Below are 26,116 nucleotides of genomic sequence, written 5' to 3' on the forward strand. Positions count from 1 at the left end.
TGGATATTTCACATTGGCCAGTTTGCCGTCAATCTTTCGGAAACCCAAGAAAGATCTTCGAGGCCGAATGACCCGCACCTATCAATCCGCAACCGATGCTCCCGCGCGTTCGCTCAACGACACCGGCCCCGGTTTCGCCACCCGGGCGATCCATCATGGCTACGATCCGTCCGGCTTTTCCAATGCCGTTCAGCCACCAGTCTTCTTGACCTCGACCTATGGCTTCGAAAGCGTGGCAGCAAACGAGGCCGCCGCCGCGCTTGGCGGAAGGCTCTACGCGCGCGAATACAATCCCACGACGGAGATCCTCGAACAACGGCTCGCCAATCTGGAAGGAGCCGAGGCAGGTCTGGTCGTTGCCTCGGGGATGGCGGCTTTCGGCACGCTGATCCTGTCGCTCCTCTCACAAGGCGATGAACTCATTGTCCACAAGACACTTTATGCGAACACGCTTGCCATGGTCGAACAGGCGGTCCCCCGCTTCGGCATCAAGGTCGTGGCGGTCGATCTGTCCGATCCACAAAATCTCGAGGCCGCGATTACCGAGCGGACGCGGCTTGTTTTCTTCGAGACGCCGGTGAATCCGCTGAGCCGCATCCTCGACATCGCTGCCATTGCCGAGCGCGCCCATGCGCGCGGTGTCAAGGTTGCAGTCGACAGCACCTTCGCCTCGCCCGCGCTCCAGCGACCGCTTGAACACGGGGCCGACATCGTGCTCCACTCGCTGACCAAGTACATCAACGGTCATGGCGATGCCCTTGGCGGGGCGATTCTGGGCGACGCCCAAACACTCCGCACGCTGCACGAAACGGGCCTACGCTATATCACCGGCGCAGCGCTCTCGCCCATGTCAGCCTTCCTGATCCTGCGCGGTCTGAAGACGCTCACGCTGCGTATGGAACGGCACAGCGCCACAGCCCTTGCGGTGGCTCAGGCGCTCGAGGCGCACCCAGCGGTGGCATTTGTGAGTCATCCCTTCCTCGACTCGCACCCTGATCAGGTGACAGCGCGAAAGCAGATGTCCAACGGGTCGGGCATGTTGGCCTTTGGCCTGCGCGCTGGATACGAAGGCGCGCGCCGGATGATGGACCGGCTCAACCTGATCACCCGCGCCGTCAGCCTCGGCGATGCCGATAGCCTCATCTATCATCCGGCAAGTCTCACACGTGCTCGGCAGCCGATCCGCAAGGATGCCCATCTGGCCGACGGAGTCGGCGAGGACCTCATGCGTCTGTCGGTGGGTCTTGAAGACGCCGATGACCTGATCACCGACCTGCGGCGGGCTCTGGACGCCTTGTGATGACCTGTCGTGCGCCCAGCCCTGCCCTCACGCACCAACCTGGAGCCTTGCCATGGCATTCCTGAGCGGTCTTTCCGCGTTCCCTATCACGCCCGCCGATCGTGACGGCCGCGTCGACACCGTTGCTCTGCGCAGGCTGATTGCTCGGCTTGGCGCCGCTCAGGTCGATTCCATCGGTCTTCTCGGCAGCACCGGCACATACATCTTTCTTTCGCGCGAGGAACGGCGGCGGGCTCTCGCCGAGACCTTGGAGGAAACCGCAGGGCGAATGCCGGTCGTGGTGGGTGTAGGCGCGCTACGCACTGACGAAGCCGTGCGGCTCGCGCAGGACGCCAAGGCCCTTGGAGCTGCGGCGGGGTTGCTTGCCGCCGCCTCTTATACCCCGCTCACTGATGACGAGGTGTTCGAACATTTCTCCACAGTGGCGCGCGAAAGTGGCCTGCCGATCATCGTCTACGACAATCCGGGAACGACGCATTTCCATTTCACCCCAGCCCTCGTCAACCGCCTGGCAAAGGTTGGTGGGATCGTCGCTATCAAGAATCCGACCAACAAAAGCGATGCGATCAAGAGCCATCTGGCCGACCAGAGGCGAACGCTGCCGGAAGGGTTCTCGATCGGTTACAGCGGCGACTGGAATGCCGCCGAGGCCATGATCGCCGGCGCCGATACATGGTACAGCGTCCTCGCGGGCATCCTGCCCGAGGCATGCATGATGATCGTCAGGGCGGCGCAGCAGGGCGATGCGGCCGAAGCGCGACGGATCGATGCCACGCTTTCGCCGCTCTGGAGCCTCTTCCAGGAGTTCTCAAGTCTTCGCGTCGTCTATGCCCTTGCCGAATTGCTCGACATTTGCCGTGCCGAACCCCCGCGTCCCATCCTGCCTCTGCCTGCAGCAGCGAAGGACCGGGTCGCCGCCGCGTTGGAATGCTTGCCATCAGATGCCAGCCGGTGAACAGCGACCCGGCGGCCCGTGAAAGGAACTGTCATGTATGTACCCGCGCATTTCAATGAACCGAGCCGAGAAATCCTTTACCATCTGATCGAGAACAACGCCCTCGGCGTGCTGATTACCCATGGCCGGAGCGGGCTCGACGCCAATCACATCCCCTTCGAACTCGACGCGTCACATGGAGAAAACGGCACCCTTCGCTGCCACGTCGCCCGCAACAATCCAGTTTGGCAGGATGTGGCGACCGGCGATGAGGTGCTCGTGGTGTTCCGCGCCGGCGATGCCTATATTTCGCCCCAGTGGTATCCGAGCAAACAGGACTTTCACAAGCAGGTGCCGACTTGGAACTACATCGTCGCACATGCCTATGGACGGATCACAATCCACGACGACGAACGCTATGTCCGCCGCAATGTCGCCAAACTGACTCACAGGCACGAGGCGACCCAGCCTGCCCCGTGGAAGATGGGGGACGCACCCAGGGACTTTATCGACACAATGGTCAAGGCGATCGTCGGCATAGAGATCGAGATCACTCGCCTTGTCGGCAAGGCCAAGCTCAGTCAGAACAAAGAGCGGCGCGACATCCAAAACGCTGGGGAAATGGTCAACGCCCCGGGGGATCATCCGATCGGTCAGGCGATGCTGGCAGCCGCCGCCCGGAAAGTCTGAATGAATGTCGATGGAACATGATCCTTGAGCCACACCGCGAAGTCCATTCAATGCTTTGTCTTGGCTGTGCATGCACGGCCAACACGGCTATGTCGACAAGGGGGCCGATGGCTCAATCAAGGCCTGACTCATGCGCCAGCGTCACTTTCGTTAGCGAGCGCGTCGGCCTGACGGCTGAAACGATGACGAACATCGATACGTCAAGCACCCTGCCCTGCACTTGCCGTGGTTGTTAGGTCTTGCTCATGCTCCCCTAGGAGGACGGTAGTCGATCCGTCCGTGCAAGAAAATACGGATGGCGCGTCGCGCCTATTCATGCCTGATAGCGATAACAACAGGATCGAGCAGGACCACCGGCGCATCAAGCGCCGTGTGCGGCGGATGCTGGGTTTCAAGTCGCCGGCCACCGCCAGCACCCTGTCGGGGATCGAAATGCTTCACATGATGCGCAAGCGACAGGCGAGGTACGCGTTCAATCCAAATCCCTCCCTGGCCGAGCAGTTCGCCATACTGGCGGCATGACAGCGGCTTGTCCCGACCAACCTTCATGACACAGAAAAAACTTTGCAATACAACCAACTCTTGTCGTCGTTTAGCCGCGCTTTTGAAAAGCCATCAACACGTCAGACTTCGCCCGAGCCGGACGACATCGGCGTCGTTTCGGTGACAAGGCTAATCAAAGACGAAGTCCACGATGCACTTCCTGGCTTGCCCGCATCCTCCGGCTGATTCTCGAAAAGTGGCTGCGGTGAACGCCCGAAATCCTTGATCGGTTATTCAACGGCCTCCAGCGTCATGGCTTGCAGACAGACGGACTGGCTCGGCCAGCCAGTCGCGGTCGAACCAGCTGAGCTTGGGAGCCTCTAGCCCCAGACTCCTTGCGATGGAGATGGCGAAATCAGGTACGACCGGGTATGTCGCGACACAGAGTCCGACGAGCGCGAAGGTCACCGCGCGGGCCGCAGTCCGGGCAAGCGCCTCCTTCACCTTCGGCGCAGCCGGAACTTGCAGCACTGAACATGAATAGCGGTCAATTGCGTCGACGAACGCCTCGATTGCGCGTGTCAACTGACGTACGTCCGGGTAATCCGCTTCGAATCGCGCCCGCACTTCCGCGTTGAAGCGTGTGCAGTCCGCGAGGAACGCAATGTCGGTGGCTGACCACTGGCCAGGACACGGGAGCTCGTCTGTCGCGACCCGCCCGATGACCTCGTTAGCCTTCGCGACCGATCTCGACAGCCGTCCGTCCCAGAAGTCCCGTTTCCAGCTCTCGTAGGCACCCATGGAGAAGTCCTCGACAGAACCGTCCGGACGACACCGACACAAGTAGAAGCGAAGCGGCTCGGCAGTTTCTTCCGCAGCGATGTCGTTCACCCAGATTGCGTGATTTCGTGATGTTGAGAACTTCTTCCCCTCAAGCGTGAGCATCTGGTTGACGAAAATCCGTCGGGGGAGCATCTCATGGAGATCAAGCGCCGAAAGTACCCCGGGAATAACCAACAGACGTCCGAAGGCGTTGTCCGCCCCGAAGAGAATGTCCAGCTCCGGCATCTCGTCCCGTGGGATTTGGTACCAGAAGGCGGGGCATCCGCTCTTTTCTCTTATCGTTTCTAAGGCGAGCAAGTGCCGAGGCACGTGTTCCATGGTGATGGTAAACCGCTGGCACTCAAATCCTGGGATTGGAATCCGAATTCCCTCCCGGTTTGGGTTTGAGATGCAGACTGCCGGAAGCCCCCGGGACAGCCAGGACTCGACATAGAGCTTTGCGTAAATGGGCAGGAAGTTCCGCGAGGCGAAGGATTCGAGTGCGTCATGCAATGGAGCGAGGTTCAGGAAAAGGCGCTTCAGGGGACGACGTTCCAGCGAGCGCCCGTCGAGATCGACCGGATCCTGGAGTTCGGCATCGAGGACCAGCGCGCCGCAATCCTCGCATTCGTGGCCGGAGGAATAGCCGCCGCAATATGGACATTTGCCGTGGACGAAGGCGTCCACCTTGAAGCGCCCACTTTGGACGTCATACGGGACCAAATGCTCGCTTTCAGCGATCAGGCCCTTGCTGCAAAGTCGCTCAAAGACCTCGAGAACGACCGCCTTGCCGCGGCGGTCAGGCTTTGTCCCAAGGAAAATATCCGAAACTGCATTGAGCCGATGCAGAGCCTCCTGGAAAGAAGCCGTGTTTTTCTCGGCCAGCTGGTAGTATTCCAGTCCAGCAGCGTCGGCCGCAATTGCAATGTGCTCAAGGTGACCGTGCGTGCCCTGCAGCACGAAAACCTCTCGGCCGCCGGTCTCGGCAATTCGGCGCAACACATCCGCGTAGAGGAACGGTCCTGAGGCATGACCTATATGCATGTTCCCATTCGGGGTAAGCATTGCGGGCACAAGCAGCAGCGGTCTGCTCTTTCCTATCGCTTCGTTCGTGGAAGTCGCCTCTTCGAAGGCTGCGCGGCTGTGCCACCACACTGTCTGCATGACTGCACCGCTGTCCAAAGCCTCAATCCTGTGCCTGCTCAGCGGGTCCATCCTAATGCTCTCTCCGCCAAGCAGCAGGAACGTCTTTTCGTCTAGATGAATTCGAACGCCGCCAGAGATCACCGTCCAAAATTCGACTTCCGTATGGTTGTGACGGCAAGTGGTCGCGCCTGGACTGAGCTTCAATAGTCGGATGGAAACGTCGCCCCCTTCCGGGAAGGGATCATGCATGACGATGCCCCTTTCAATCGAGATGGGGACCGCGCGTGTTTCATTTTTGAGATCTATTACTTGCGAACACATCATTTCGTTTCCAGTCTCGAATTTCCGGTTGGCCGTGCCGCTGGCAAGGTCTCGGGGCGACCTCGAGCAGGTTGAAGCACGTGCCCGTCTTGCAGCGCCTTCGCCACCACCGCAGCCCGTTCGGCCAGACCGCCGAGTGTGTGCTCCGTTGGGCCCCGAAGGCCAAAAGAGTGGTTCAACAAGAAAACGCGAGGTCTCGGACCGGTGAAACAAGATTCTGGCATCTGATCGAGTCCCACTTCGAAGGACTCATCGACAACGACGTCGCCATCTTCCATTCGCGGTTGCAGCAGTTGGAAAAATGATAGATGGCGACGGTTTGAAAAGCCCGTCGCGCATACCAGGAGGTCAATTTCAAGCGTCGTGGAGTCCGGCTTGCCTCCGATTCCGCGAAGGTCTAGACGAAGACCATTCTCGAGACGCTTTGCCGCCGTGATTTCAGTATACGGGAACAGCCTGAGCCTGTCGCGTCCGCACGCCTGGTCCTCGAATCGAAGATCGTAGATGCTTTTGAGGACGTCCTTGGTGACGGTGGAGAAGTTCGTGTTCCTAGTGTCGGAAAGAAAGCTCTTGCGATCTTCAAGTGGCAACTCCGCGAACTTCAGCGAGTGTGGATAAGTGTAGAAATCATTTACGAACGGGTTGTCATCCGTCTGTTCGAAGAGGTGGCGCCGACCAACGACGATAACTTCCGACACTTCCCGGTGTTGGAGCAGGAATCTGACTATCTCGCCGGCGCTTTGCCCGGACCCGACGACCGCAACGCGAGCGTTAGCGTTGATTATTCCCTCGTTCGCATGGGATAGGAAGAAGTTTGAATGCACCACGCGGCCGGAGTCGACGGCCAGTTCTTCGGGGATGTATGGCTCATGCCCAAGGCTGACGACCACGTCGTCTGCCTCGATTTCTGAAACATCTCCGCTCGAGACATCCCTGGTCGTGACGACAAGGGTTTGGGTTCCCGACGGCTTCTCGTGGAACCTGGCCGCCACCGCCTCCTTGCCGAAAGAAATCTTGTTCGCAAAGAACCGGCTTACCCAGACCAGATAGTCGGAAAACAGCTTCCTTGAAGGATACAGATTGTTCGTATGGATGAAGTGATAGAGAAGCTCCTTGTCACGCAGGAACGAGAAAAAAGTGAATGGGCTTGCCGGATTCCTCAGGAACGCCAGGTCCTTGAACAACGACACTTGGAGCATCGAATCCTCGAAGGCGATGCCCGGGTGCCATTCTGCGCTGTCGCGGCGCTCAAGGACTTCCAGCGAATCCAGAACTGAGGATCCCCGCTCCTTGAGGCAGGTCAGCAGTGCCAGGTTTGCTGGTCCGCTCCCCACGAGTAGTGTCTTTCGTCTTTGCATGACCAGCTCCCAAAATTGTGCTTGTTTCCAACAGCCCGGTCGCGCGCTCGGCTAAGACAGCGATCCGGCTTCTCCTCAGTTGCTCGAGGGCCATCGCGGCAACATCGGCGAGCGCGGCTTTGCTGGGGTGTATGGGACCCCGCAACTGTTGACGCGTGACGCATTCCACGGCTGCGGCCACCGGAACTGCGGTGGCGATAGCCATGCTTGAGATGCCTCGCTCCTGAAGCTCGGAGCGCAGGATGCACGTCCAACGGCCAACCCGCCCTTGGCGATCCTCAATGGCGATGTCAAGGACGACCTGGTCGCCATCGTCATTTGGGTTCCGGCGACTTAAAAGCGCCTCCGTGACCTCCTTGACCTGCAGGCGCGCGCTCCCGATTTCGATCTCCTCGTCGGACAGCAGCCCGAGGCGATGCAACATCCGAACGCCATCCGCAAAGCCAGGCCACCGCACAGTCAACTGTCGAAGCGTTGGAATGCTAGGATGAGCGCCTGCAGCCGTCGACGAAACCATTGCATCATCGTATGCTTCGAGAAGGCCGACACCATCCACGAACAGCTGAGATACGCTTTCGAAGCGATTTCGCGTTACGGCTTGGCCGTCGATTCGAGCAAACGCGAGCCTCTGCTCTATGGGCAGCCGACGCCCAAAGGCGAGAGCATAGTTCAGCGGAGGTTCCGGAATTCTGGGAATCCCTCCGCAATGAGTTACTATGCTCTCTATGTCCTTTATTTCAGCCGCAACCAGCGAGACTAAAGATTCAACCAGTCCTGGTTCGAGACCCGCTCCCAAGACTACGGGCGGACCGTTAGGCGGTACCCGGAGAATGTCAAGATCCCCAGGGCTCGGCCTGCCGACGCAAATAATAGGGGTGTGTAGACCTGCCTCGTGCGTTTGGTGCAAAAGCTTGCCGACCAAAACTCGGGAATCTCTCCAAGACGTAGCCATGATCAGCGATCGGGCTTGAACCGAGAGAGCGGATGGACCCAACGACACGTCGAAGCGGACGTTTGCGAGATTGCCCAGAAGCCGTTGCGCCACGGCAAGCGCAGAATGGCTCCTGTCAATCACGACAACGAACGAGTCCGGCTGGTCCGCAAGTTGCAGCGCCACTGCCCGACCGACCGGCCCGGCTCCGATGACGACGTGTGATCTCTCGTGCATAGTGCCCTGCTTCAGCCTTTACTGCCAACTACGGTCGGGGTCGGCTTGCGCCGGATCGTGCGATAGCCAAGGAGAGCGATAGCCGTTTGCAGTAGAGCCAAGCCGGCAATCAACAGCGTCAGCGTGTCATATCCCAGATGGACTGAGACGAGCCCTGCGGCGAAGGGGAAGAAATACAGGCCAAGAAAATAGCAAAGGCTGAAGATGATCTGCACCAAAGTCCGGGACTGCGGCGCAGTCACGCGGATGGCTTCTGCCTGTATCAGGGGATAGGATAGCCCATAAGTTATGCCGGTCGCCAGCGATGCCATTGCGTAAATGACGGGGTGGCCCGGGGAGTAGTGAAAGCCGAGAAGCGAAACGACCATCCCGCCCAGAAGTAGCGGCAAGGTGCGGTCGGCCGCACTGCGGGTTACGCGCGGACCAATTGCAAATCTGGAGCCGACTGATCCTATGGCCCAAAAGCCAAAGAATATTTCGTACGGTAGACCTGAATTATTCGCAAATGTAACCTGGAAGTTTATCAAGCTAGTGTAAATGCTTGCGGACAACAGTACAAGAACAAAAAACAGAGCAGATTTGCTGAAGAGGAGATCAAAAAGGTCGCGCGCAATCGAGGCGTTATTCGGAATATCGGCTTCGCCGATGTTCGCCGCATGTCGCGCTGCCCACGATGACAACGCTGCCCCTGCCGTCGCCGCGAGCATTGCCAGAATGAACATATCCAGCGTGCCCAAGCCGGCGTACCGGGTAAGGAGGCTGCTCAGCAGCGGTCCGCAGGTTAACCCTAAGGTGGAGAATGCGGAGTAGGCCATGAAGCTCGATGGCCGGTCTGCATCGCTTGAGAGGGCGGAAATGCATATCGAGCCGATAGTGAAGTGCAGCGCCCATCCGCCTGATTTCAGCATGTAGCTGAGGAAGTAGGGGAATGTCGCGCGCACCCCCGACAATTCGTTCAAGAGTACGGTCGCGCAGGCTGCTGCATAGAGAAGCCCGCCGATGGGTGCGAGCCTCCGCACACCAAACTGGCGTATCAGCGTAGGACTGATCAAAACTATTAATATAGCGACCGCCATGCCTGCTGCTGAGATCGAACCAAAAAAGATCTCGTCGCGCCCAACAGACAACAGGTAGACTGGAAACAGCGCAAAAACGCCCATCGCGAAGGAAATCAGATATCGTTCAGCAATGAACATGCGCCTGTGCCACAAAAGGCGCCTATTATTGATCGAGATGCTGCGAACGTTCATTTTGTTATACCATGAAACTGTACTTTGCGTCGGTTAGGACGAAGATAAGTTATGTATCCGAATATGATTCGCGGTTTTGATGTGACCATTGTCATGGTCGAAGGGATACGTTTCCTTAGATCGAGAGCCGTCCTTCGCCTGTTCATCGTGGCTACCCGTGACACGAGTTATGGCCGGCAGCTGTTGCCCGCCCCGCAACGAAGGCTCTCAAGAGTCATGCCAGCTTGCTTGATTGAGCTGAGGAAGGAACTTTATGGTTGCTTTTCAGTCGATTAGCCCGAAGCAAAGCAAGAGATCGACTGAAAATGGCCATATCGCGAACTCGACAAACCCAACAAACCCGACAAAAGATGTCGGATGGCGTTGTTGAGACTGCTCCGCTCTGACCTCGCCGGTGAGCCACGAACATCGTGCCGTGTCCAAATGGAGCCCGGAGTTGAGAGGGTTGTGTTGCAAAGTTTTTTCTGTGTCATGAAGGTTGGTCGGGACAGGCCATCTGGGCACGAGTGTTGGCCGAGGCTGGACACGAAGTTCGCCTGATGCCGCCTGCCTATGTCAAACCATATGTGAAGCGCGGCAAGACAGATGCTGCCGATGCCGAAGCGATCTGCGAGGCCGTCACACGGCCGACCATGCGCTTCGTAGCGGTCAAATCGGAAGACCAGCAGGCGGTTCTCATGCTTCATAAGGCGCGGGAACTCCTGGTGCGCCAGAAGACGATGCTCACCAATGCCATTCGCGCCCATCTTGCCGAGTTTGGCCTGGTTGCGGCGCAGGGACCGGGTGGATTGTCAGCCCTTCTGGCGGTGTTCGATGCTCATCGAGAGCAACTGCGCTCGATGGTCTGATCGCGCAAGCTGATCATATCGCGACCGAGATCGCCGCGCTGGAGGCCCGCATTCTCGAATGGCATCTCGGACACGCCGCCAGCAAACGCCTCGCGACGATCCCAGGCGTCGGACCACTCACAGCAAGCGCGATCGCTGCGAGCGTTCCCCACGCTTCACTGTTTCGTTCGGGCGACAGTTCGCCGCCTGGCTCGGCCTGACGCCGAGAGCTCATTCGAGCGGAGGCCATGAGCGTCTGATGGGCATCAGCAAACAGGGAGACGGCTATCTTCGCCGCCTGCTTGTCGTCGGCGCTGCAGCCGTGCTGCGATACGCTCGTCAGTCGACTGAAGCGAAGGTTTGGGCAACGCAGCTTCTCGAGAGGAAGCGCCCGAAAGTCGTCGCGGTCACGCTGGCCAACAAGATGGCGCGGATCGCGTGGGCGCTTCTGCGCCGCAACGAGACCTACGTGGCGCCGACGGCACAAAGCGCCGGAAATCGCGCCACAAGCAGACATGCATGGATGCTGAGAGGAGATGACGAACCGGCCGTGCCGGGGATCGGGACACCCCTTGGGGTCAGAGCGCATCAAAAGCGCGCAAAATTGATTGGGAACTGATCCGCGGACTTTATCTTGGCCAGCGAGGCGAGCCTCGCATGAAACAGGCCGTAGACATGACTGCACCTGGCCGGTCCGTCACCCACAATCACCCTTGCGCAACGGGGGCCAATGGTATGGACCCCGCCCTCCAGGCGCGGTGAAATCTCGAACGTCACTGCAACGAAGGAGGATGTCATGCAGATCGTTCGAATAGGTCTGGATCTTGCGAAGTATGTCTTCGAGGTTCACGGCGTCGACTGCCACGGGAAAGTTGTCGTACGCAAAACCCTACGTCGCGATGCGGTAGCCAGCTTCTTCGCCAACCTGCCACGATGTTTAGTCGGCATGGAAGCCTCGAACGGAGCGCATTATTGGGCAAGAGTGCTTTCCGATCTCGGCCATGAGGTTCGGCTGATCAGCCCTCAGTTCGTGACGCCATACGTCAAATCGAACAAGAACGACCGGAACGATGCGGAAGCTATCTGCGAGGCGGTCGGTCGGCCATCAATGCGCTTTGTGCCGCCGAAGTCGACTGATCAGCTGGCAATCCAGGCCGTTCATCGCATTCGTCGGCGTCTGGTCGCCGACCGGGTCAGACTCGTCAATCAGATTCGTGGCCTCCTTTCCGAGCATGGGATGGTCATTGCTCGTGACATCTCGCAGCTGCGACGCGGCCTTGCCGTCATCGTCGGAAACGACGATGACGGCCTCAGCGACATGGTCCGTTCGCTCATGAGGGAGTTGCGGGCGGAAATGGCCGAACTCGATGATCGCATTGCAACCTATGACCGGCGGATACGAGAGATCTTCCGCACCAGCGAGCAGTGCCAACGGCTTGGAAAGATCGAAGGCATCGGCCCCGTAACGGCAACCGCCTTGATCGCTGCCGTGGGCAATAGAACCTGTTTCAAGAACGGCCGTCAGTTCGCGGCCTGGCTCGGCCTGGTGCCGAAACAACGATCCAGTGGAGGGCGAGCCCGCCTATTCGGTATCAGCAAACGCGGCGATCGCTATCTGCGCACATTGATGATCCATGGCGCTCGCGCTGCGCTCGGCAAAGCAGCTGGCAAGCAGGATCCTCGAAGCCTTTGGCTTAATAAGTTGCGGCAAAGGCGGCATCCCAATGTCGCGGCTGTCGCGCTCGCCAACAAGAATGCGAGGATCGTGTGGGCCATGCTCTCGGGCAGCACATTCTACGAGCCTGCACCGTCGGTGAAAGCAGCTTGAGGCGAAGCGGCAAACGAAGGAACAACAGAAGGAGGTCTCACCCCGGCAATTGCAGCAAAATGGTAGGAGATGGTGAAACGGTCATTCCGTCGCTTCCCGAACCTGGTGTGTGGACCGGCTTGGCTTCGGCCAATGTCTAGGGGCCGACGAGGTGGAAGCGCGCGAAAATCCATCGGGGCTCGCGGCGAAGACGTTGTCCAGCCGCATCAGGAAGCCGGATATACGTCAGCAGTTGTGACCAACGATCCTGATCCAGCCGACCTGTTGCAATCGGGCGGGGTCCATATACGTCCAGACATGAACCCCGACCGGCGTCCGAGGCCATCGACTAAAAGCGAGGGCCCGGCCAGCCGACCCCGCTCTGGACGGCCGCTGCGAGAAGGCGAGGCTCTCCACACCGGCAGAAACACGGATCGGACGATCAGCAATGCAACCTGAGTTGGCTCTCCTCAGAGCCGATAGTGCTATTTTCGAATGACGGATGATAAAGCAAACGCCGTAAGGGTATCACGTACCCCTGGCAATTCGGAGATTTGCTGCCAGATTTGCCGAATACGGTCCGCGTCACCGGACTCCACCCGCACCAAAAGATCAAAGTCCCCGGTCATCACGTCACATGAAACAACCTCCGGAATACGCCGCAACGCGTGTATGACCTCGCCACCTCTCATCCGATCATGTCTATAAACGAACATCATTGCGGTTGTGAGAGCTTCGCTGCTCAAACCTTCACCGGACACGATTGTGTAGCCTTTGATGAAGCCTTCCCGCTCAAGTCGTTCGATGCGCACGCGAACAGCGTTACGCGACAAGTTGACTTGTCCGGACAATTCAGCATGCGATATGCGTGCGTTGTTCTTCAATTCGTTCAGGATTTTTTCATCGGTTCTATCAAGCAGGTATTTCATGGGGATCCAAGCCAACCAGTCCTGATTGCATTATCCCGCTAGCCGATCGATATGCGTTTACAGCAATGTCAGGGAGATGCCTGTGATCTCCCTTTCTCCCATAGCACCTGGCTGTTGCCGCCATCACAAAGGCAGGTAGCGCATCTCGTTCAGCATCCGACAAACTTCTAACACTCTGGTATCCAGCCAGCAGTGCTTGAGCGTTGTCATTATCCAAGCCTCCGTTCGACCTACCTGTCCAGTCAACAAGCACATCTGCAACTTCCGAAATGAGCGCATCATCATGGCGGAGTCGAAAATTTATGATACCGCTGACCTTGTCATCGAGAAAGAAAACATTCTGATGGACCAGTGCTCCGTGAACCGGTCCTGTCGGCAGCTCATACGAAGATCTATTCGGATGGGGCTGCAAAATGGAGTGAATCCTTGCCATGGTCTGCCCTAGGCTGTGACACTTGCGCGTTACGGGATCAAACGTTGACGATCCAGGCACGAAACTCACGATCGCTACGAGTTTGCCAGCTGCTCGAGAGGTGGCATTTCCGTCGAGGCTTCGAATTGGCTTCGGACAAGGGACTCCGTTTTTGTGGAGCCTCTCCATGGTTTCAAATGCTCGTTCCAGATCTGACGGTTCGGCGCCATTTTCGAACAGGGTGACGATAAGGTCATTTTCTTTGGATCTGAAAAGATAGGTCGTCTCGCGGTCTCCATCAGCAATGCCGATGACAGATAACAACGATGTTATCCCGTACGCAGACGCAATAGCGTCGCGATCGCCGTCAGAGAGCTCTGTGAATACAGCCATAACCCTTGCCGCCAATCTTAGGAATTATTCGGTGATGTGGAGGGGCAATCAGAGATGCCGAATATCCGAACAATCTGGTCTCGAGATAAGATACCCTCTTCTTCTACGACTTGCCGAAGTGGTTTCTTTTCCCCCAAAGCTCTCATTGAAAGAGCCGAAGCTTTACTATAACCAATCAGTGCCGCCAGTGGCGTAGCGAGAACGAGAGATTGATCGCAAAACGATTTGCATCGATCAACATCGACCTCGATTCCTTCTACGCAACGCTGCTTCAGAATTTTGATACCTCTTGTCAACATGCGCATGGATTGAAGAATGTTCAAAACTATGACGGGCTCCATCGCGTTCAGCTGCAGCTGGCCCGCGCTCGCCGCGAGCGTCACCGTCAAATCATTGCCTACCACCTGAAACCCAATCTGGTTCATCATCTCCGGGATGACCGGATTGACTTTTCCCGGCATTATGGACGAGCCAGCTTGTACGGCCGGCAGTCGGATCTCTCCGAAACCCGTGCGAGGGCCGCTGCTCAACAGACGCAAGTCGTTGCATATTTTTGAAAGCTTTACCGCGATTCGCTTCAAAGCGCCGGAGAAGGTAACGAAGGCTCCGGTGTCGGAAGTGGCTTCGACAAGGTTGCGAGCAGGCACCAAATCAAAGCCAGAAATTTGATTGAGATGACTGCAGGCAAGGCCTGAAAAGCCAGGTGGAACATTGATGGAAGTGCCGATCGCCGATCCACCCAGGTTAACCTCCATCAGCAGCCTCGACGCTGATTGTAAATGCACTATGTCTTCTTCCATCAGTTCCGCGAACGCCTCAAACTCTTGGCCAATCGTCATAGGCACGGCGTCCTGAAGCTGTGTGCGACCAACTTTTGCGACTTGATCATACTGAGCTGCCTTCACTCGGAAGGCGTCTCGAATATTTACCTGCGACGCGATTAGTGCATCGCAGGCCCGCAAGATGGTTAGGCGTATTGCCGTTGGGTAAACGTCGTTGGTTGACTGTGACAAGTTGACGTCGTCATTGGGATGCAGCGTGGCATAGTCCCCCACTACCCCTCCAATTTTGATGAGAGCGAGGTTTGCTACAACCTCATTGACGTTCATGTTGGTGGAGGTCCCAGCTCCACCCTGCATCATGTCAACAGGGAAATTCTGATCAATGCCTTGCAGTTCTATTAGATCTTCACAAGCCTCGGAAATTGCCATTGATTTTGATCTTGATATCAGCCCGAGGTCCATATTGGCCAGCGCCGCTGCTTTCTTCACCATGGCCATGGATTGTATGAGTTCGGGAAAGTCCTTCAGTTGTAGCCCTGAAACGTAAAAGTTCTCAGCTGCACGTGCGGTGTGCACACCATAGAGAACGTTGCCGGGAATGAGGAGCGGGCCGATAAGATCGGTTTCAATACGTCCTGGCGACATGTCTTGCCCTCTCATGCGAGGATGCCAGCATGCAGCATGGCACGCTTGATTTCATCCTGGACCGTCGGGCTGACAGCGACGAGCGGCAATCGAAGGTCTGCCTTCATCCTACCAAGTAGCTCCAAGGCATGTTTGGGACCAGCGGGATTCGTTTCGAGAAAGAGCGCTCTGTGGAGCGGCATCAGCTGATCCTGAAATTTGAGCGCTGCTGCAAAATCGCCGTCCAGACAGGCCTGCTGAAATTGAGCACAAAGACGGGGTGCGACGTTTGCGGTCACCGAAATGCATCCATGCCCGCCATGGGCCATATAACCCAAGGCAGTTCCGTCTTCGCCCGACAACAAATTGAATTCCGGGCCGCACGCGATGCGCTCGAGCGAGGGACGCAATATGTTGCCCGTGGCGTCCTTAACCCCACAAACATTGCGACAGTTTTTGAATATTCGCGCCAGAGTTTCAACTTGGATGTCGACGACGCTGCGAGGCGGTATATTGTAAACTATGATCGGAAGTCTGCTGACAGCGTCGATCGCCTTGAAATGCTGGTAGATTCCCTCCTGCGTCGGCTTGTTGTAGTAGGGAGAGACAATGAGCAGTCCGTCGGCGCCGGCGTCTTGAGCATGGCGCACGAAATCAAGCGCTTCCTCGGTGCTGTTGGAGCCCGCCCCTGCGATGACTGGTACACGACCGGCGGCGGCGTCTATGGTGATCTCCACCACCCTCTTGTGCTCGGCATGGGTAAGTGTTGGACTTTCTCCTGTCGTTCCACACGGTACCAGACCTGATGACCCTTCAGCGATTTGCCATTCAATGAAGTCGCCCAATGCAACGTCATCGACGTGGCCGTCCTTGAACGGTGTTACAAGCGCTGTGATAGAACCTTTGAACATCTACACTTTTCCCCTCAGGCAACAATTGCTGGCGGCTGCCAGCTGCAAGACGCCGGTTATCGTTGCAGTCTGTTTATGCAAACGACCTTGGGTTGCGTCATTTCCTCATAGGCGAACCGAACGCCTTCTCGTCCCATGCTGCCATATTTAAAGCCGCCGAAGGGCATCGCGTCGAAACGATAGTCCGAAGAGTCGTTGATCATGACGCCAGATGCATCAATTCCGCTGGCGGCATCGAGGGCGTGGTCCAGATCGTTGGTGAATATTCCGGCATGGAGACTGTACTCGGGCTCGTTAGCCATCGCGATGGCATCCTTCAGCTCACCAAACGGTTGCAGGATGACAATCGGCGCAAACACCTCTTCCGACCAGACAGCACATTGCGCGGGGACATTCTCCAGAACGGTAGGCGCGTAGAGATTCCCATGCCGGTGATGACCACAGAGCAAAGCGGCTCCCGCCGAGATTGCTTGATCGACCATTGCAGTGGCTCGCAAGATCGCTCCTTCTGAGATCATCGGGCCGATGTCGGTCGTTTGCTCAAGGGGATTTCCGGCCTTCAATCTTGCGGTCGCCTCGACGAACGTTGACCTGAACCGTTCATAGATAGCGTTCTGTACGAGAATTCTCTGCGTGCCTATGCAGTTTTGGCCAGCTGCCCAATAGGCCCCGGAAACGCAGGCGTCGACGGCTGCATCGAAATTGCAATTTTCCATCACGATGACGGGAGCGTTGCCGCCAAGGTCCATTGCAAGCTTCTTGATGCCCGCGGTCCTTGTGATCGCCTCGCCGGTGTTGAACCCACCTGTGAAAGATATCATGCGCACGTCGCGCGCAGAAACAAGCGCCTTACCAAGCTCCGGCCCACCGACGGCAACGGTCACGATCTCCTCAGGCAAGCCGCTAGTGATCAAGGTGTCGACCAGCTTGAGGGCGGAAAGTGGCGTGAGTTCTGACGGCTTCAAGAGCACGGCATTGCCGCCGGCGATTGCGGGGCCAAGTTTATGGGCGACGAGGTTCAGCGGGTCGTTATAGGGCGTAATGGCAGCGATAATGCCCAAAGGCTCCCGTGTGTACCAGCCCTGGCGAGATTCCGACCCGAGGTAGGAGTCGAACGGTATGATCTCGCCCGCATTTCGTTTTGCTTCATCCGCCGAAAGTTTGAGAGTGTTGACGCACCGCGTTGCTTCCTTGCGGGCCTGCACGATGGTTTTCCCCGCCTCGCTCACGATGAGCAGCGAGAATTCTTCCAGGTTGGCCTGGATTGTCGCAGCTGCCCTTTCCAGGATAGCCGAGCGCTTGTATCGCGGCAGGGCTCTTGCGATCTCGGCTCCCCGCTTTGCCCGTTCCAAGAGCGAGCTCACGCTTGCAGCACTGGTCTCGGGAACTGTTCCCACGACCGTCCCGTCGAAGGGGCTTCTCACGATGATATCTTGAGTAAAGGTGGTTTCGCTCAGGGCTGCACTGCGCATTATGCAGCCTCCTTTGCGTCTTTCGACGGTTGAGCAGAGTGGATGGCAACAATATCAGACAGAAGGGCATACGCAGTCTCGACCCGTCCAGCGCCTGGTCCTGTTATCGTCACCGATCCAAGCAGCTCCGTGTTGAGTGAAACTGCGTTCGTTGCGCCTCCGACTCCTGCGAGCGGGTGCTCTAGAGCTAGTCTCTTGGGAGCAACACTGCCAACGACAATCCCATCTACACCACGAGCCGCGGATCCGATGAGCTTCCACCGGCAATTCTCCTTGGCAGCCGTTTCAATGTCGTGAGGAGACAATCTTGAGATGCCCTCGCAGGTGACATCCTCGGGCTTGAGGTTTGCCCCCAGCAACTCGTTTGCAAGGATCACGACTTTCAGTCGAACATCATGGCCCTCAACGTCCGCAGTTGGGTCGGCCTCAGCATATCCAAGGGCCTGCGCCTCTTTGACGGCAGAGGAGAAGTCCAACCCCCCCTCCATGCGTCCCAAGACGAAATTCGAGGTGCCGTTGAGAATGCCCTCAAAACCTTTCATTTCGGCGCCGGCCAGCGTTTTGTCCGCCAGTCGCATTACCGGAGTTCCGCTCATGACGGCGCCCTCATACTCGAAGCGCACGCCGCGAGATTTGGCCAGTGCCTTGAGCTCCTGGGCGGCAAGAGCTACCGGACCCTTGTTGGTCGTGACGACATGTTTGCCTGCTTGAAGCGCCCAACGGCAATGGCTGACGGCAGGCTCCCCATCTTTCGGGTTGGTGAACGTCGCTTCAACGACAATGTCTGCTGGCGCCAGCTTGATGACAGTTTCATTGTCAGCCTCAGAACTGCCGCCGGAAAGCTGCCCAAAGCCACCTTTGGTGAAATTGGCCTCAGTGAGCATCCGCGGGTCAAGCCCGTTGGGTGATATCACCGAGCCCAGGTAGAGATCACTGACGGCGACGATGTTTAACTGGAAGCCAAGCTGGCGCTCCCACTGCGGATTTTTTGTCGCGATAAGTCCTGCCAAGGCCCGGTTCACACCGCCAAAGCCAATAAGCGCAATATTGTAAACTGTCATGACGATCCTCCAAAGAATTGTGCGGGCATCATGCGGGTGCGGACCGCACAGTGGAAACGCCGCAATAGGACCAAACAACCGAGCACTTTGCTCATTTTGCCGCTATTTTGTTGGCGTTGCGACCAATGGCCTTCCAGCCGCGGGAACCAATCGCCTCCGATTCGCCGGTGGGTGGTCGCCGGACCATCAAGGTCGGACCGCTGATGGCATATACTTGTGCCGGAGCCAGACGGCTCCCATGTTGGACCAGAGAGCAAGTCCGTGAAGACTCTGGCTCAGGAATGAGGTGGGGGCGCGGATGCTGCGGGATCATGAACAATTCACGGTGTGTTTTGCCCATTGATTTCGCCCGATCCATCAAGATCACCCGATCTGCTACCTGGCGGACAAACCGCACCTGATGGGACACGGCTCGAAAGAGAAACAGCGTGGCGGATCCGATAGCGGTATTCCTCATGGCCCCTGCCCCGGATGGGACTGTTCGTGCTAACTCTGGACGTCGATATCCGCGCGCGCAATCATGGCGTCGCCAATCAAAATATCGCCCTGGGCTTTCAGGCCAAGGCCAGCGCCGCGCATATCTGGGGCACCGTCATCTTGGCCCAACTTGGACTTGCCGGTCAGCCTGGTAACCTCGATCTCTATGCCGACGATCGCCTTCACCAACGCGTCAATGTAATCCCTTGGAGCATGCGTCATCTTCCATGGCGTCTCGCGCGTTGCCTCGTGAATACGCGTCAGGCGCGCTACGATAGCGCGGACATAGCGTTCGTCATCGCGGATCCTGATTTGCCCATAGGCGTGAGCAACCATGTAGTTCCAGGTGGGGACCTGCCGCTGCGTCTCATGCTTGGTCGGATACCAGGTCGGCGTGATGTAGGCGTCTGCGGCGCGAAATACGACCAGCACTTCATCGCCGTTCGCAGCATTCTGCCAGACGGGATTGGCGCGGGCGACGTGGCAATGAAGCACGCCTAACGTGCCTTGCTTGGTGTCAAGGAGAAAGGGGATGTGATTTGCATCCATTTCACCTTTGCTATTGGTGAACAGGATGCCAAGGGGATTGCGCTCGATCAGGTCGTGAAGGACCTCAAGGCGCGACTCGATGAAATGCGACGGCAAATACATGACCGCTCCTTTGATGCCTAGTGCTATCCCCAGCACCTTTTGCCTTGGCTCTGCGACAAATGTCTTGCCCTTCCCTGGGTCAGAACCGGCGAGTTGGCGAATTTCGCGCTGACATGCCAGAGACGTTCAGGGCACAAAATTCGCACCGGCTTGAAGATCGCCCAGGGCCAAGTAAATGCTCAAAGAGCAATTCACTTGGCAAGAAGGGCCACTCCCCTAGATTTTGTGGGATTTTCGGAACGTTTCGTCCAATGCATTCTCGATGTCGGCGATGAGATCGCTTGGGTCTTCCAGGCCGATTGAGAGGCGCAGATGTCCATACTTTTGGAAGTTGGGCGGATATTTGTTCGAGCCGCCTCGTCCGCCGCCGCCAACGTGAACGATCAGGCTCTCGTCATGCCCGAGCGAGACCGCGGAGGTGATCACCTTCAAATTGCCCACGAAGCGGTTTTGCGTGTCCGGATCGCCTTCCACCGCGAAAGCCATCATCGCGCCGTAACCTTGGCCTGCGAATTGCTTTTGCGCCAACTCATGCTGGTCATGGCCCTCAAGGCCGGGGTAGGTCACATATGCGACACGCTTGTCGGTCGCGAGGTATCGCGCAACCGTTTCGGCCGAGGAGAACTGCTGCTTGAGGCGAAGCGGCAAGGTGACCGAGCCACGCATGATCAGCCAGGCGTTGAAAGGCGAGATGGTTCCGCCGACATCCACCAGGGCGTCTGCCTTCACATGGTGGACGAGTTCCTTCGAGCCGATCACAACGCCGCCCATCGCATCGCCATGGCCGTTGATGTATTTGGTCAGCGAATGGATGACGAGGTCCGCCCCCAACGCAAGCGGTCGGAAGAAGGGCGGAGGGGTGAAGGTCGAGTCCACTGTTAGAAGCGCGCCGGCTTCCTTGGCAATCGATGACAGCGTGGCGATATCAGCCACCTTCGTGGTCGGGTTTGCGATCGTCTCGGTATGGATCAACTTGGTGTTCGGCCGGACGGCGGCCCTCACGGCATCCATGTCGCCCATGTCTACAAAGGTGGCTTCGATCTGATAGCGTTGCGGCAGGAGTTCGGCAAACAGCCGCCAAACCGCTTCATAGGTGACATCACCCACGACCACATGGTCGCCTGTTTTCAGGAAGGTGAAGAAGACGGCGTGAAGCGCAGCAACACCTGTTGCAAAAACAGCCGCATCCTCGCCTCCCTCGAGCGCCGCCAGCTTCCGCTGCAGGCCGATCTGGTTGTGCCCCGAATTGCGGGTATAGGAGGGCGTTTCTGTATCTGACCAATCCATCGTCGATGGGTCTTCCGGGAGAAGATAGGAATTGGCCATGACGATCGGCGTTCGGATCGCGCCGGACGTCTTATCGATCTCGTTGCCCCCATGAACCGACAGGGTGTTGAAGGATAGCGTGGAGAGCTGATGTTTATCGGGTCTGGGCATTTGTGACTCTTCGTTGCTGGAGTTTGAAACAGTAATTGTGACGTTCAACGCCGGGATGGCACCGACTTTTCGAGTTTCTGAAAGACCTGCGTTATGGCGAAGGTCAGGCCGACGTAAAACACCGTCACAAGGATAAGCGGCTCATAGACCAGCAGGGTGTCCTGACGGATCTTGTAGGCCGCTCCGTAGAGATCCATGACGGTCACTGAGAATACAATCGGCGTGGCTTTCAACTGAAGCACGACCTCGCCGGCAAAGGTCGGCAAAGCGATGCGGATCGCACGTGGCAGCCATATGCGACGCAAGATTTTGCCAGGGGACATGCCAAAAGCACGCGCCGCCTCGAGTTCGCCTTTTGGAACCGACAGCATCGCGCCCCTCAGGATTTCGCCTTGGTAGGCTGCGAAGTTCAGCGTAAGCGCAAGCGCTGCGAAGAAGAACCCCTCGCGCAAAATGGGCCACAAAAAGCTTGCCCTTAGGCCGGGGATAAAAGGAAGGTACGACCCAAGGCCATAATAGAGGAGCCAAAGCTGTATCAGGAGCGGGGTGCCGCGAAAGAACGTGCAATACCCTCTAGACAACCAACGCAATGGGAAGAAGGCCCCCAATTGTGCGACCGCAAGGAGAATTGCCAAAGCGAAACCGACCGAAACAGAAATTGACAGAAGAAGAAACGTTATTGCAGCTCCCCGCACCAGCAAATCTGCATAGGAGGCAACCCAAGAGAAGTCCATTTTGGCCCCCTACGCCAATGCTCTCTGCCCGCGACGGTAATAAGCTTCCAGCGCGGTAAAAATTTGATTCGATATTAGGGTTATTGTTAAATATATCGCTGCGGCCGCCAGGAAGAAGACCATGTATTGTTTTGTATTGCTTGCGGCCATTCGTGCAGCGAGAGCCAATTCCTGGTAACCGACGACAGCTATGAGTGCGCTGTCCTTGACGACTCCCATCCATAGGTTGGCGAAACCCGGCAGGGCATTCGGAATCAGCGCGGGGAGGATCACCCTGCGGAATCGTAAGGCCGGGCGCATTCCAAACGCTTTCGCCGCTTCGAGCTGGCCGACCGGAATTGCCAGAATGGCGCCTCGCAACACCTCCGTCATGTAGGCTCCCTGGACGAAGCCGAGCACGATCACAGCTGCGAGCAGGCCGTTAACCTCCAGCGGACCAAGATCAACCAAGGCGAGAACACGGTTCAGGCCGTCGGTCCCAGCATAGTACAATGCTATGATCAAAATCAGTTCCGGAACGGCCCTGACCACAGTCGTGTAGAGTTGCAAAAGCCACTCAATTGATCGAAATCCGCTCAACTTTCCAAATGCGCCAAACAGCCCCAAGACCATGCCAAGGAAATAGGCGCCCATGGATATCAACAGCGTGGCGAGAGCCCCGGTGAGCAGAACGCCACCCCACCCCGGAGGGTTGATGGATAACAATTCCAGAATTGAGTTCACAGAATTCATAGTGGAATCTTTCGAAACAGAGCTAGCGGACTTGCCGCGAAGGATGCTCGTCAGCAAATCCGCTAGATAAATGCATCAGTAAGGATCGTAGTCGAAGTACTTCTTATTGAATTCCGCGTACTTCCCGTTGGCTCTTATCGCCTTGATGGCGCCGTTCAGTTTCTGCTTGAGCTCTTCGTCCCCCTTGCGAATTCCGCCGCCTACGCCTGCTCCAAGAATCTCGTCATCGGCAGCAACCGTCCCCTTGAATTCGCAACAGCCCTTTCCGAGGTCCGTTTTGAGGAATTCCTTCAGGGGCCCGGTGTCTGCAAACGCATAGTCGATCCGACCTGAAGCCAAGTCTTGCAGTGATTCATCAACAGTCGCGTAGCTTTTCTCAGTTGCTATATCTGCGAAATGTTTCTGGAAGTAAGCCGATTGCGTTGTGGAAACTGCGATCCCGATGGTCTTCCCCTTCATCTGCTCATCAGTGACCCCAGCAACTCCGTCCTTTGCTCCAATCATGCTTGCCGCTGCGGAGTAGTACTTGTCGGTGAAATCGATACGCTTCTTGCGCTCGTCCGTAATGGACATCGAAGACCAGATTACATCGATCTTCTTGCTTTCGAGAGCGGGAATGAGGCCATCCCAGGCAATATCGACGGTTGTGCACTGCTCGTGAAGCTGTTGGCAGACCGCGTCCATAAGATCGATCTCCCAACCGATCTCTTTGCCGGAGGCATCTTTCGTCGTGTAGGGAGGATAGGCCTCGTTCGCGATGCCAAACCGGATATCGGCATGAGCGTCTGCCGCGAAACAGAGAATGGTGAGAGTTAGAGCAATAGTCCGATATTTCATCTTAGTTCCCCTTTTTGAGAAGTTGGGTGGTGGTGACTAGTGCGAACCCGCTCCAACAAATTCCTTGCAGCGGCTGCTCATGGGTGCACCGAAGACCTGGTCGGGAGGGCCGTCTTCCTCCACTTGGCCTTGATGCAAAAACAGCACGCGAGTCGAGACATCGCGAGCGAACTTCATTTCGTGGGTGACCAACAACATGGTTCGGCCCTCTTCCGCTAAGCTGCGGATCACCTTGAGGACTTCACTGACCAGTTCCGGGTCCAGGGCCGACGTCGGTTCATCAAACAGCATGACGGAGGGGTCCATGCAGAGCGCGCGGGCGATCGATGCTCGCTGTTGCTGACCACCGGAAAGGAAAGCGGGATAGGCATCGCGCTTGTCGTAGAGACCCACTTTGGTGAGCAGCCCATGCGCTTTCTCGACAGCGACCTTTCGATCAACGCCAAGGACGTGAACAGGGGCTTCGATCACGTTCTCCACGATCGTCATGTGGGGCCAGAGATTGAAGCTCTGGAAAACCATCCCTAACCCTGTTCGGAGTCTCTCAATCTGGCGCCAGCTTGCTGGATGGCATTTCCCATCATGCCCAATCCGGAACTTGACGTCCTCTCCATTGACCTGGAAGGCTCCCTGGTCAGGGATTTCGAGGAAGTTGATGCAGCGCAGAAAGGTGCTCTTGCCAGAGCCTGACGAGCCGATGATCGAAACCACATCACCCTTTTGTGCCGTGAGCGAAATTCCCTTCAAAACTTCGTGGGCTCCATAACGCTTATGGACATCCCGTACGGCAAGCGCAGGTATCCCAGTGCCAGCATGCATTCTGATCTCCATCAGGCTCGTCATGGCTTTTCGGTGCTCATGCAGGCAACGCTCCGCAATCGCTGCGTTGCCGCAGCAAACGTCACCCTTGTGCAGTTAGTCGCAGGAGAGGAAGGCTACTCAAATCTGGCCGTTTGGCCGCGGCAGGGAGCCCGCGAACCGAGTGCCGTTATCTGGTCGCCACAGATTGTTGTTTAAGGAGGAGGAGTAATGGACAGCTTTTGTTTCAGGATCCCACACCCTGGCATGAGGCGCGACAAGCCGTCGGTCAGCATATCGCCTGCTTCTTCGAGCGCGTTTTCAGGCATGGTCTCCAAGCTTTCCAACAGAAACCACATGCGACCGGTCAAAGCGTCCAACCGGGTGCGAGAGCACTGTCGCCAATTCCATCTCCTGCAAGTGACGCCTGCATCATCTCGCCAGATGGCCTCTCCCGGTGCCGGGCATTCCTTTATCGCCTCTCCATTCACAACCGTTTCGAAGACTTCAGTTCCAGCGGCAATTGTTAACCGTGGCCGCCCAACATACGCGTCGTAGTTTTCACCGCCGACAGGAAGTGCGTACCGAAGGCTGACAGCGTTGTAGAGATCGACAACGGGGTTGATCGTGGGAACCTTGCCGTCTTTCTCCACCCGTTTTCTGAGAGCCTGGGCAGAGCAGGGAGTTCGGTTCGGCTTTGCACCGAACCGGAAGTACGTTTCCGACCAACTGGCCAAATGCGCGTCTGCCCATGGCGCACCTCCCGCCGACACAAAGTTGCAGGCCTCTGCCAGAAGATTTGTATCAACGCTTCCTGTTTCGGCATTCGTGGCATCGATATGGATGGATATGGCGCGAAAGCCAGGGGCAATGCTGGCAATTCGTTCGTCGACAACCGGGATTTCGAACACGGCCCACTAGCTCCCATTGACCATCTTGGTGTAATATACCGACCATGGAACAGAAAGTCAATATACTGACCGACGTGGGCGCCGAGGTCGAACACGTCAGTGCAATGGTCTCCCAGAACCTCAAGCTTTTCCGACGCCAGAACGGCCTCACACTTGACCAGCTCTCTCGAAAATCCGGGGTCAGCAAAGGGATGCTGGTGGAAATCGAGAAGGGCAGCGCTAACCCCAGCATCGCCACTCTTTGCAGGATGGCAGTCGCTCTGGGGGTTTCTGTCGCAGACTTCGTAGGCGTAGCATCAAGTGTGCCAGCACGGATCGTGCACCCGCAAGACACTTCCACATTGTGGCGAGGCCCTGGCGGAGGCAGTGCCACTCTCCTTGTGGGAACGCACGGTCCGGACGAGGTGGAGCTTTGGCGGTGGATTATGTTTCCAGGCGAAACATTCGAATCGCCAGGGCATTCTGCGGGAACGCTCGAACTGCTGAATGTGGAAACCGGCGAGCTAACTCTGAAATTGGCTGATACCGATCTCCTAGTTCAATCCGGTTCTTCGGTTTTGGCACGCACGGAAGACAAGCATGCCTATATGAATCGGGGCACTCAAGAGCTTCGGTTCATCATGGTGGTCGCAGAACTGCAGTATCCACGCGTGCAGCATGTTTAGGTACAATTCCCGTATCCCACGCTATATGCGCTTTTGGCTAAGTCGGACCGGCGGAACGATTTCCCGCAACCCCGATGCCTGTCTCTTAGACCAGCACTGAATGCTAGAGCCATGATTGACAATACGGGATTGAACGCGTCCTTCGTCGGATGCAGCGAGGGGCACACTGGACCTGTGCGCATGC

The 26,116-nt window shown here is 57.1% G+C and carries 22 protein-coding genes and 2 pseudogenes; 7 read left to right on the forward strand and 17 right to left on the reverse strand.

The window, feature by feature from the left end:
* Positions 1–67 precede the first annotated feature (67 nt).
* The 4 genes and pseudogenes from A6B35_RS32595 to A6B35_RS32610 all read left to right on the forward strand — a co-directional run.
* Positions 68–1,300, forward strand: coding sequence for a trans-sulfuration enzyme family protein (locus tag A6B35_RS32595; RefSeq protein ID WP_006201712.1), 1,233 nt, complete (start codon positions 68–70; stop codon positions 1,298–1,300).
* Between the two features lie 52 nt (positions 1,301–1,352).
* Complete coding sequence (locus A6B35_RS32600; RefSeq protein WP_006201713.1) at positions 1,353–2,255, forward strand: dihydrodipicolinate synthase family protein; 903 nt, start codon at positions 1,353–1,355, stop codon at positions 2,253–2,255.
* Between the two features lie 33 nt (positions 2,256–2,288).
* Positions 2,289–2,924 carry an FMN-binding negative transcriptional regulator gene (locus A6B35_RS32605; protein WP_006201714.1) on the forward strand — a complete coding sequence of 212 codons (636 nt, stop codon included), beginning with the start codon at positions 2,289–2,291 and terminating at the stop codon, positions 2,922–2,924.
* A gap of 330 nt (positions 2,925–3,254) precedes the next feature.
* Positions 3,255–3,446: pseudogene (locus A6B35_RS32610) on the forward strand (DDE-type integrase/transposase/recombinase); the annotation flags it as partial.
* 255 nt (positions 3,447–3,701) lie between these two features.
* Here A6B35_RS32610 and A6B35_RS32615 read toward each other — a convergent pair.
* From A6B35_RS32615 to A6B35_RS32630, 4 genes are all read right to left on the reverse strand, one after another.
* Positions 3,702–5,624 carry a class I tRNA ligase family protein gene (locus tag A6B35_RS32615; protein ID WP_157999206.1) on the reverse strand — a complete coding sequence of 641 codons (1,923 nt, stop codon included), beginning with the start codon at positions 5,622–5,624 and terminating at the stop codon, positions 3,702–3,704.
* 71 nt (positions 5,625–5,695) lie between these two features.
* Complete coding sequence (locus A6B35_RS32620; RefSeq protein WP_083209866.1) at positions 5,696–7,054, reverse strand: SidA/IucD/PvdA family monooxygenase; 1,359 nt, start codon at positions 7,052–7,054, stop codon at positions 5,696–5,698.
* A complete protein-coding gene (locus A6B35_RS32625) occupies positions 6,945–8,222 on the reverse strand; it encodes a saccharopine dehydrogenase C-terminal domain-containing protein (RefSeq protein WP_006205817.1) in 1,278 nt (425 codons plus the stop codon). Before A6B35_RS32625 ends, A6B35_RS32620 begins: the two co-directional genes overlap by 110 nt.
* Before the next feature lie 11 nt (positions 8,223–8,233).
* A complete protein-coding gene (locus tag A6B35_RS32630) occupies positions 8,234–9,418 on the reverse strand; it encodes an MFS transporter (protein WP_006205816.1) in 1,185 nt (394 codons plus the stop codon).
* 551 nt (positions 9,419–9,969) lie between these two features.
* On the opposite strand from A6B35_RS32630, the pseudogene A6B35_RS35130 reads away from it, so the two are divergent.
* A pseudogene (locus tag A6B35_RS35130) lies at positions 9,970–10,777 on the forward strand (IS110 family RNA-guided transposase); the annotation flags it as partial.
* A 318-nt stretch (positions 10,778–11,095) separates the two neighbouring features.
* On the forward strand, positions 11,096–12,127 hold the full coding sequence (locus A6B35_RS32645) for an IS110 family RNA-guided transposase (protein ID WP_006205814.1): 1,032 nt from the start codon (positions 11,096–11,098) through the stop codon (positions 12,125–12,127).
* A 464-nt stretch (positions 12,128–12,591) separates the two neighbouring features.
* On the opposite strand, the gene A6B35_RS32650 is transcribed toward A6B35_RS32645, so the two are convergent.
* From A6B35_RS32650 to A6B35_RS32705, 13 genes are all read right to left on the reverse strand, one after another.
* Positions 12,592–13,035: an Lrp/AsnC family transcriptional regulator gene (locus A6B35_RS32650; protein WP_006205813.1), complete on the reverse strand. Its 444-nt coding sequence runs from the start codon at positions 13,033–13,035 to the stop codon at positions 12,592–12,594.
* Positions 13,019–13,840 (reverse strand): phosphotransferase, encoded by an 822-nt coding sequence (locus tag A6B35_RS35135; RefSeq protein ID WP_006205812.1) that lies wholly within the window; start codon positions 13,838–13,840, stop codon positions 13,019–13,021. The genes A6B35_RS32650 and A6B35_RS35135 overlap by 17 nt, the downstream gene beginning before the upstream one ends.
* A gap of 17 nt (positions 13,841–13,857) precedes the next feature.
* Positions 13,858–15,267 (reverse strand): aspartate ammonia-lyase, encoded by a 1,410-nt coding sequence (locus A6B35_RS32655; protein WP_006205811.1) that lies wholly within the window; start codon positions 15,265–15,267, stop codon positions 13,858–13,860.
* A gap of 11 nt (positions 15,268–15,278) precedes the next feature.
* Positions 15,279–16,157, reverse strand: a complete 879-nt coding sequence (gene dapA, locus A6B35_RS32660) for a 4-hydroxy-tetrahydrodipicolinate synthase (RefSeq protein ID WP_006205810.1) — start codon at positions 16,155–16,157, stop codon at positions 15,279–15,281.
* A 56-nt stretch (positions 16,158–16,213) separates the two neighbouring features.
* A complete protein-coding gene (locus A6B35_RS32665) occupies positions 16,214–17,629 on the reverse strand; it encodes an aldehyde dehydrogenase family protein (RefSeq protein WP_006205809.1) in 1,416 nt (471 codons plus the stop codon).
* Positions 17,629–18,690, reverse strand: coding sequence for a homoserine dehydrogenase (locus A6B35_RS32670; protein ID WP_006205808.1), 1,062 nt, complete (start codon positions 18,688–18,690; stop codon positions 17,629–17,631). The genes A6B35_RS32665 and A6B35_RS32670 overlap by 1 nt, the downstream gene beginning before the upstream one ends.
* Positions 18,691–19,176: 486 nt before the next feature.
* A complete protein-coding gene (locus A6B35_RS32675; RefSeq protein WP_006205806.1) occupies positions 19,177–19,818 on the reverse strand; it encodes an FMN-binding negative transcriptional regulator in 642 nt (213 codons plus the stop codon).
* A 216-nt stretch (positions 19,819–20,034) separates the two neighbouring features.
* The gene (locus tag A6B35_RS32680) at positions 20,035–21,255 is read right to left on the reverse strand and encodes a trans-sulfuration enzyme family protein (protein WP_006205805.1); all 1,221 of its coding nucleotides are present in this window, start codon (positions 21,253–21,255) and stop codon (positions 20,035–20,037) included.
* A 44-nt stretch (positions 21,256–21,299) separates the two neighbouring features.
* Positions 21,300–21,989 (reverse strand): ABC transporter permease, encoded by a 690-nt coding sequence (locus A6B35_RS32685; RefSeq protein WP_006205804.1) that lies wholly within the window; start codon positions 21,987–21,989, stop codon positions 21,300–21,302.
* Between the two features lie 9 nt (positions 21,990–21,998).
* On the reverse strand, positions 21,999–22,721 hold the full coding sequence (locus tag A6B35_RS32690; RefSeq protein WP_065518389.1) for an ABC transporter permease: 723 nt from the start codon (positions 22,719–22,721) through the stop codon (positions 21,999–22,001).
* A 75-nt stretch (positions 22,722–22,796) separates the two neighbouring features.
* The gene (locus A6B35_RS32695; RefSeq protein ID WP_006204322.1) at positions 22,797–23,558 is read right to left on the reverse strand and encodes a transporter substrate-binding domain-containing protein; all 762 of its coding nucleotides are present in this window, start codon (positions 23,556–23,558) and stop codon (positions 22,797–22,799) included.
* A 36-nt stretch (positions 23,559–23,594) separates the two neighbouring features.
* Positions 23,595–24,401, reverse strand: a complete 807-nt coding sequence (locus A6B35_RS32700; RefSeq protein WP_006204323.1) for an ABC transporter ATP-binding protein — start codon at positions 24,399–24,401, stop codon at positions 23,595–23,597.
* Positions 24,402–24,571: 170 nt separating this feature from the next.
* The gene (locus A6B35_RS32705) at positions 24,572–25,267 is read right to left on the reverse strand and encodes a B3/B4 domain-containing protein (protein ID WP_006204324.1); all 696 of its coding nucleotides are present in this window, start codon (positions 25,265–25,267) and stop codon (positions 24,572–24,574) included.
* Between the two features lie 44 nt (positions 25,268–25,311).
* Between A6B35_RS32705 and A6B35_RS32710 the strand changes: the two genes are divergently transcribed.
* Positions 25,312–25,932: a helix-turn-helix domain-containing protein gene (locus A6B35_RS32710; RefSeq protein ID WP_006204325.1), complete on the forward strand. Its 621-nt coding sequence runs from the start codon at positions 25,312–25,314 to the stop codon at positions 25,930–25,932.
* The last annotated feature ends 184 nt before the right edge of the window (positions 25,933–26,116 follow it).

Source organism: Mesorhizobium amorphae CCNWGS0123, assembly GCF_001686985.1.
In the GTDB taxonomy this organism is placed as follows: domain Bacteria; phylum Pseudomonadota; class Alphaproteobacteria; order Rhizobiales; family Rhizobiaceae; genus Mesorhizobium; species Mesorhizobium amorphae.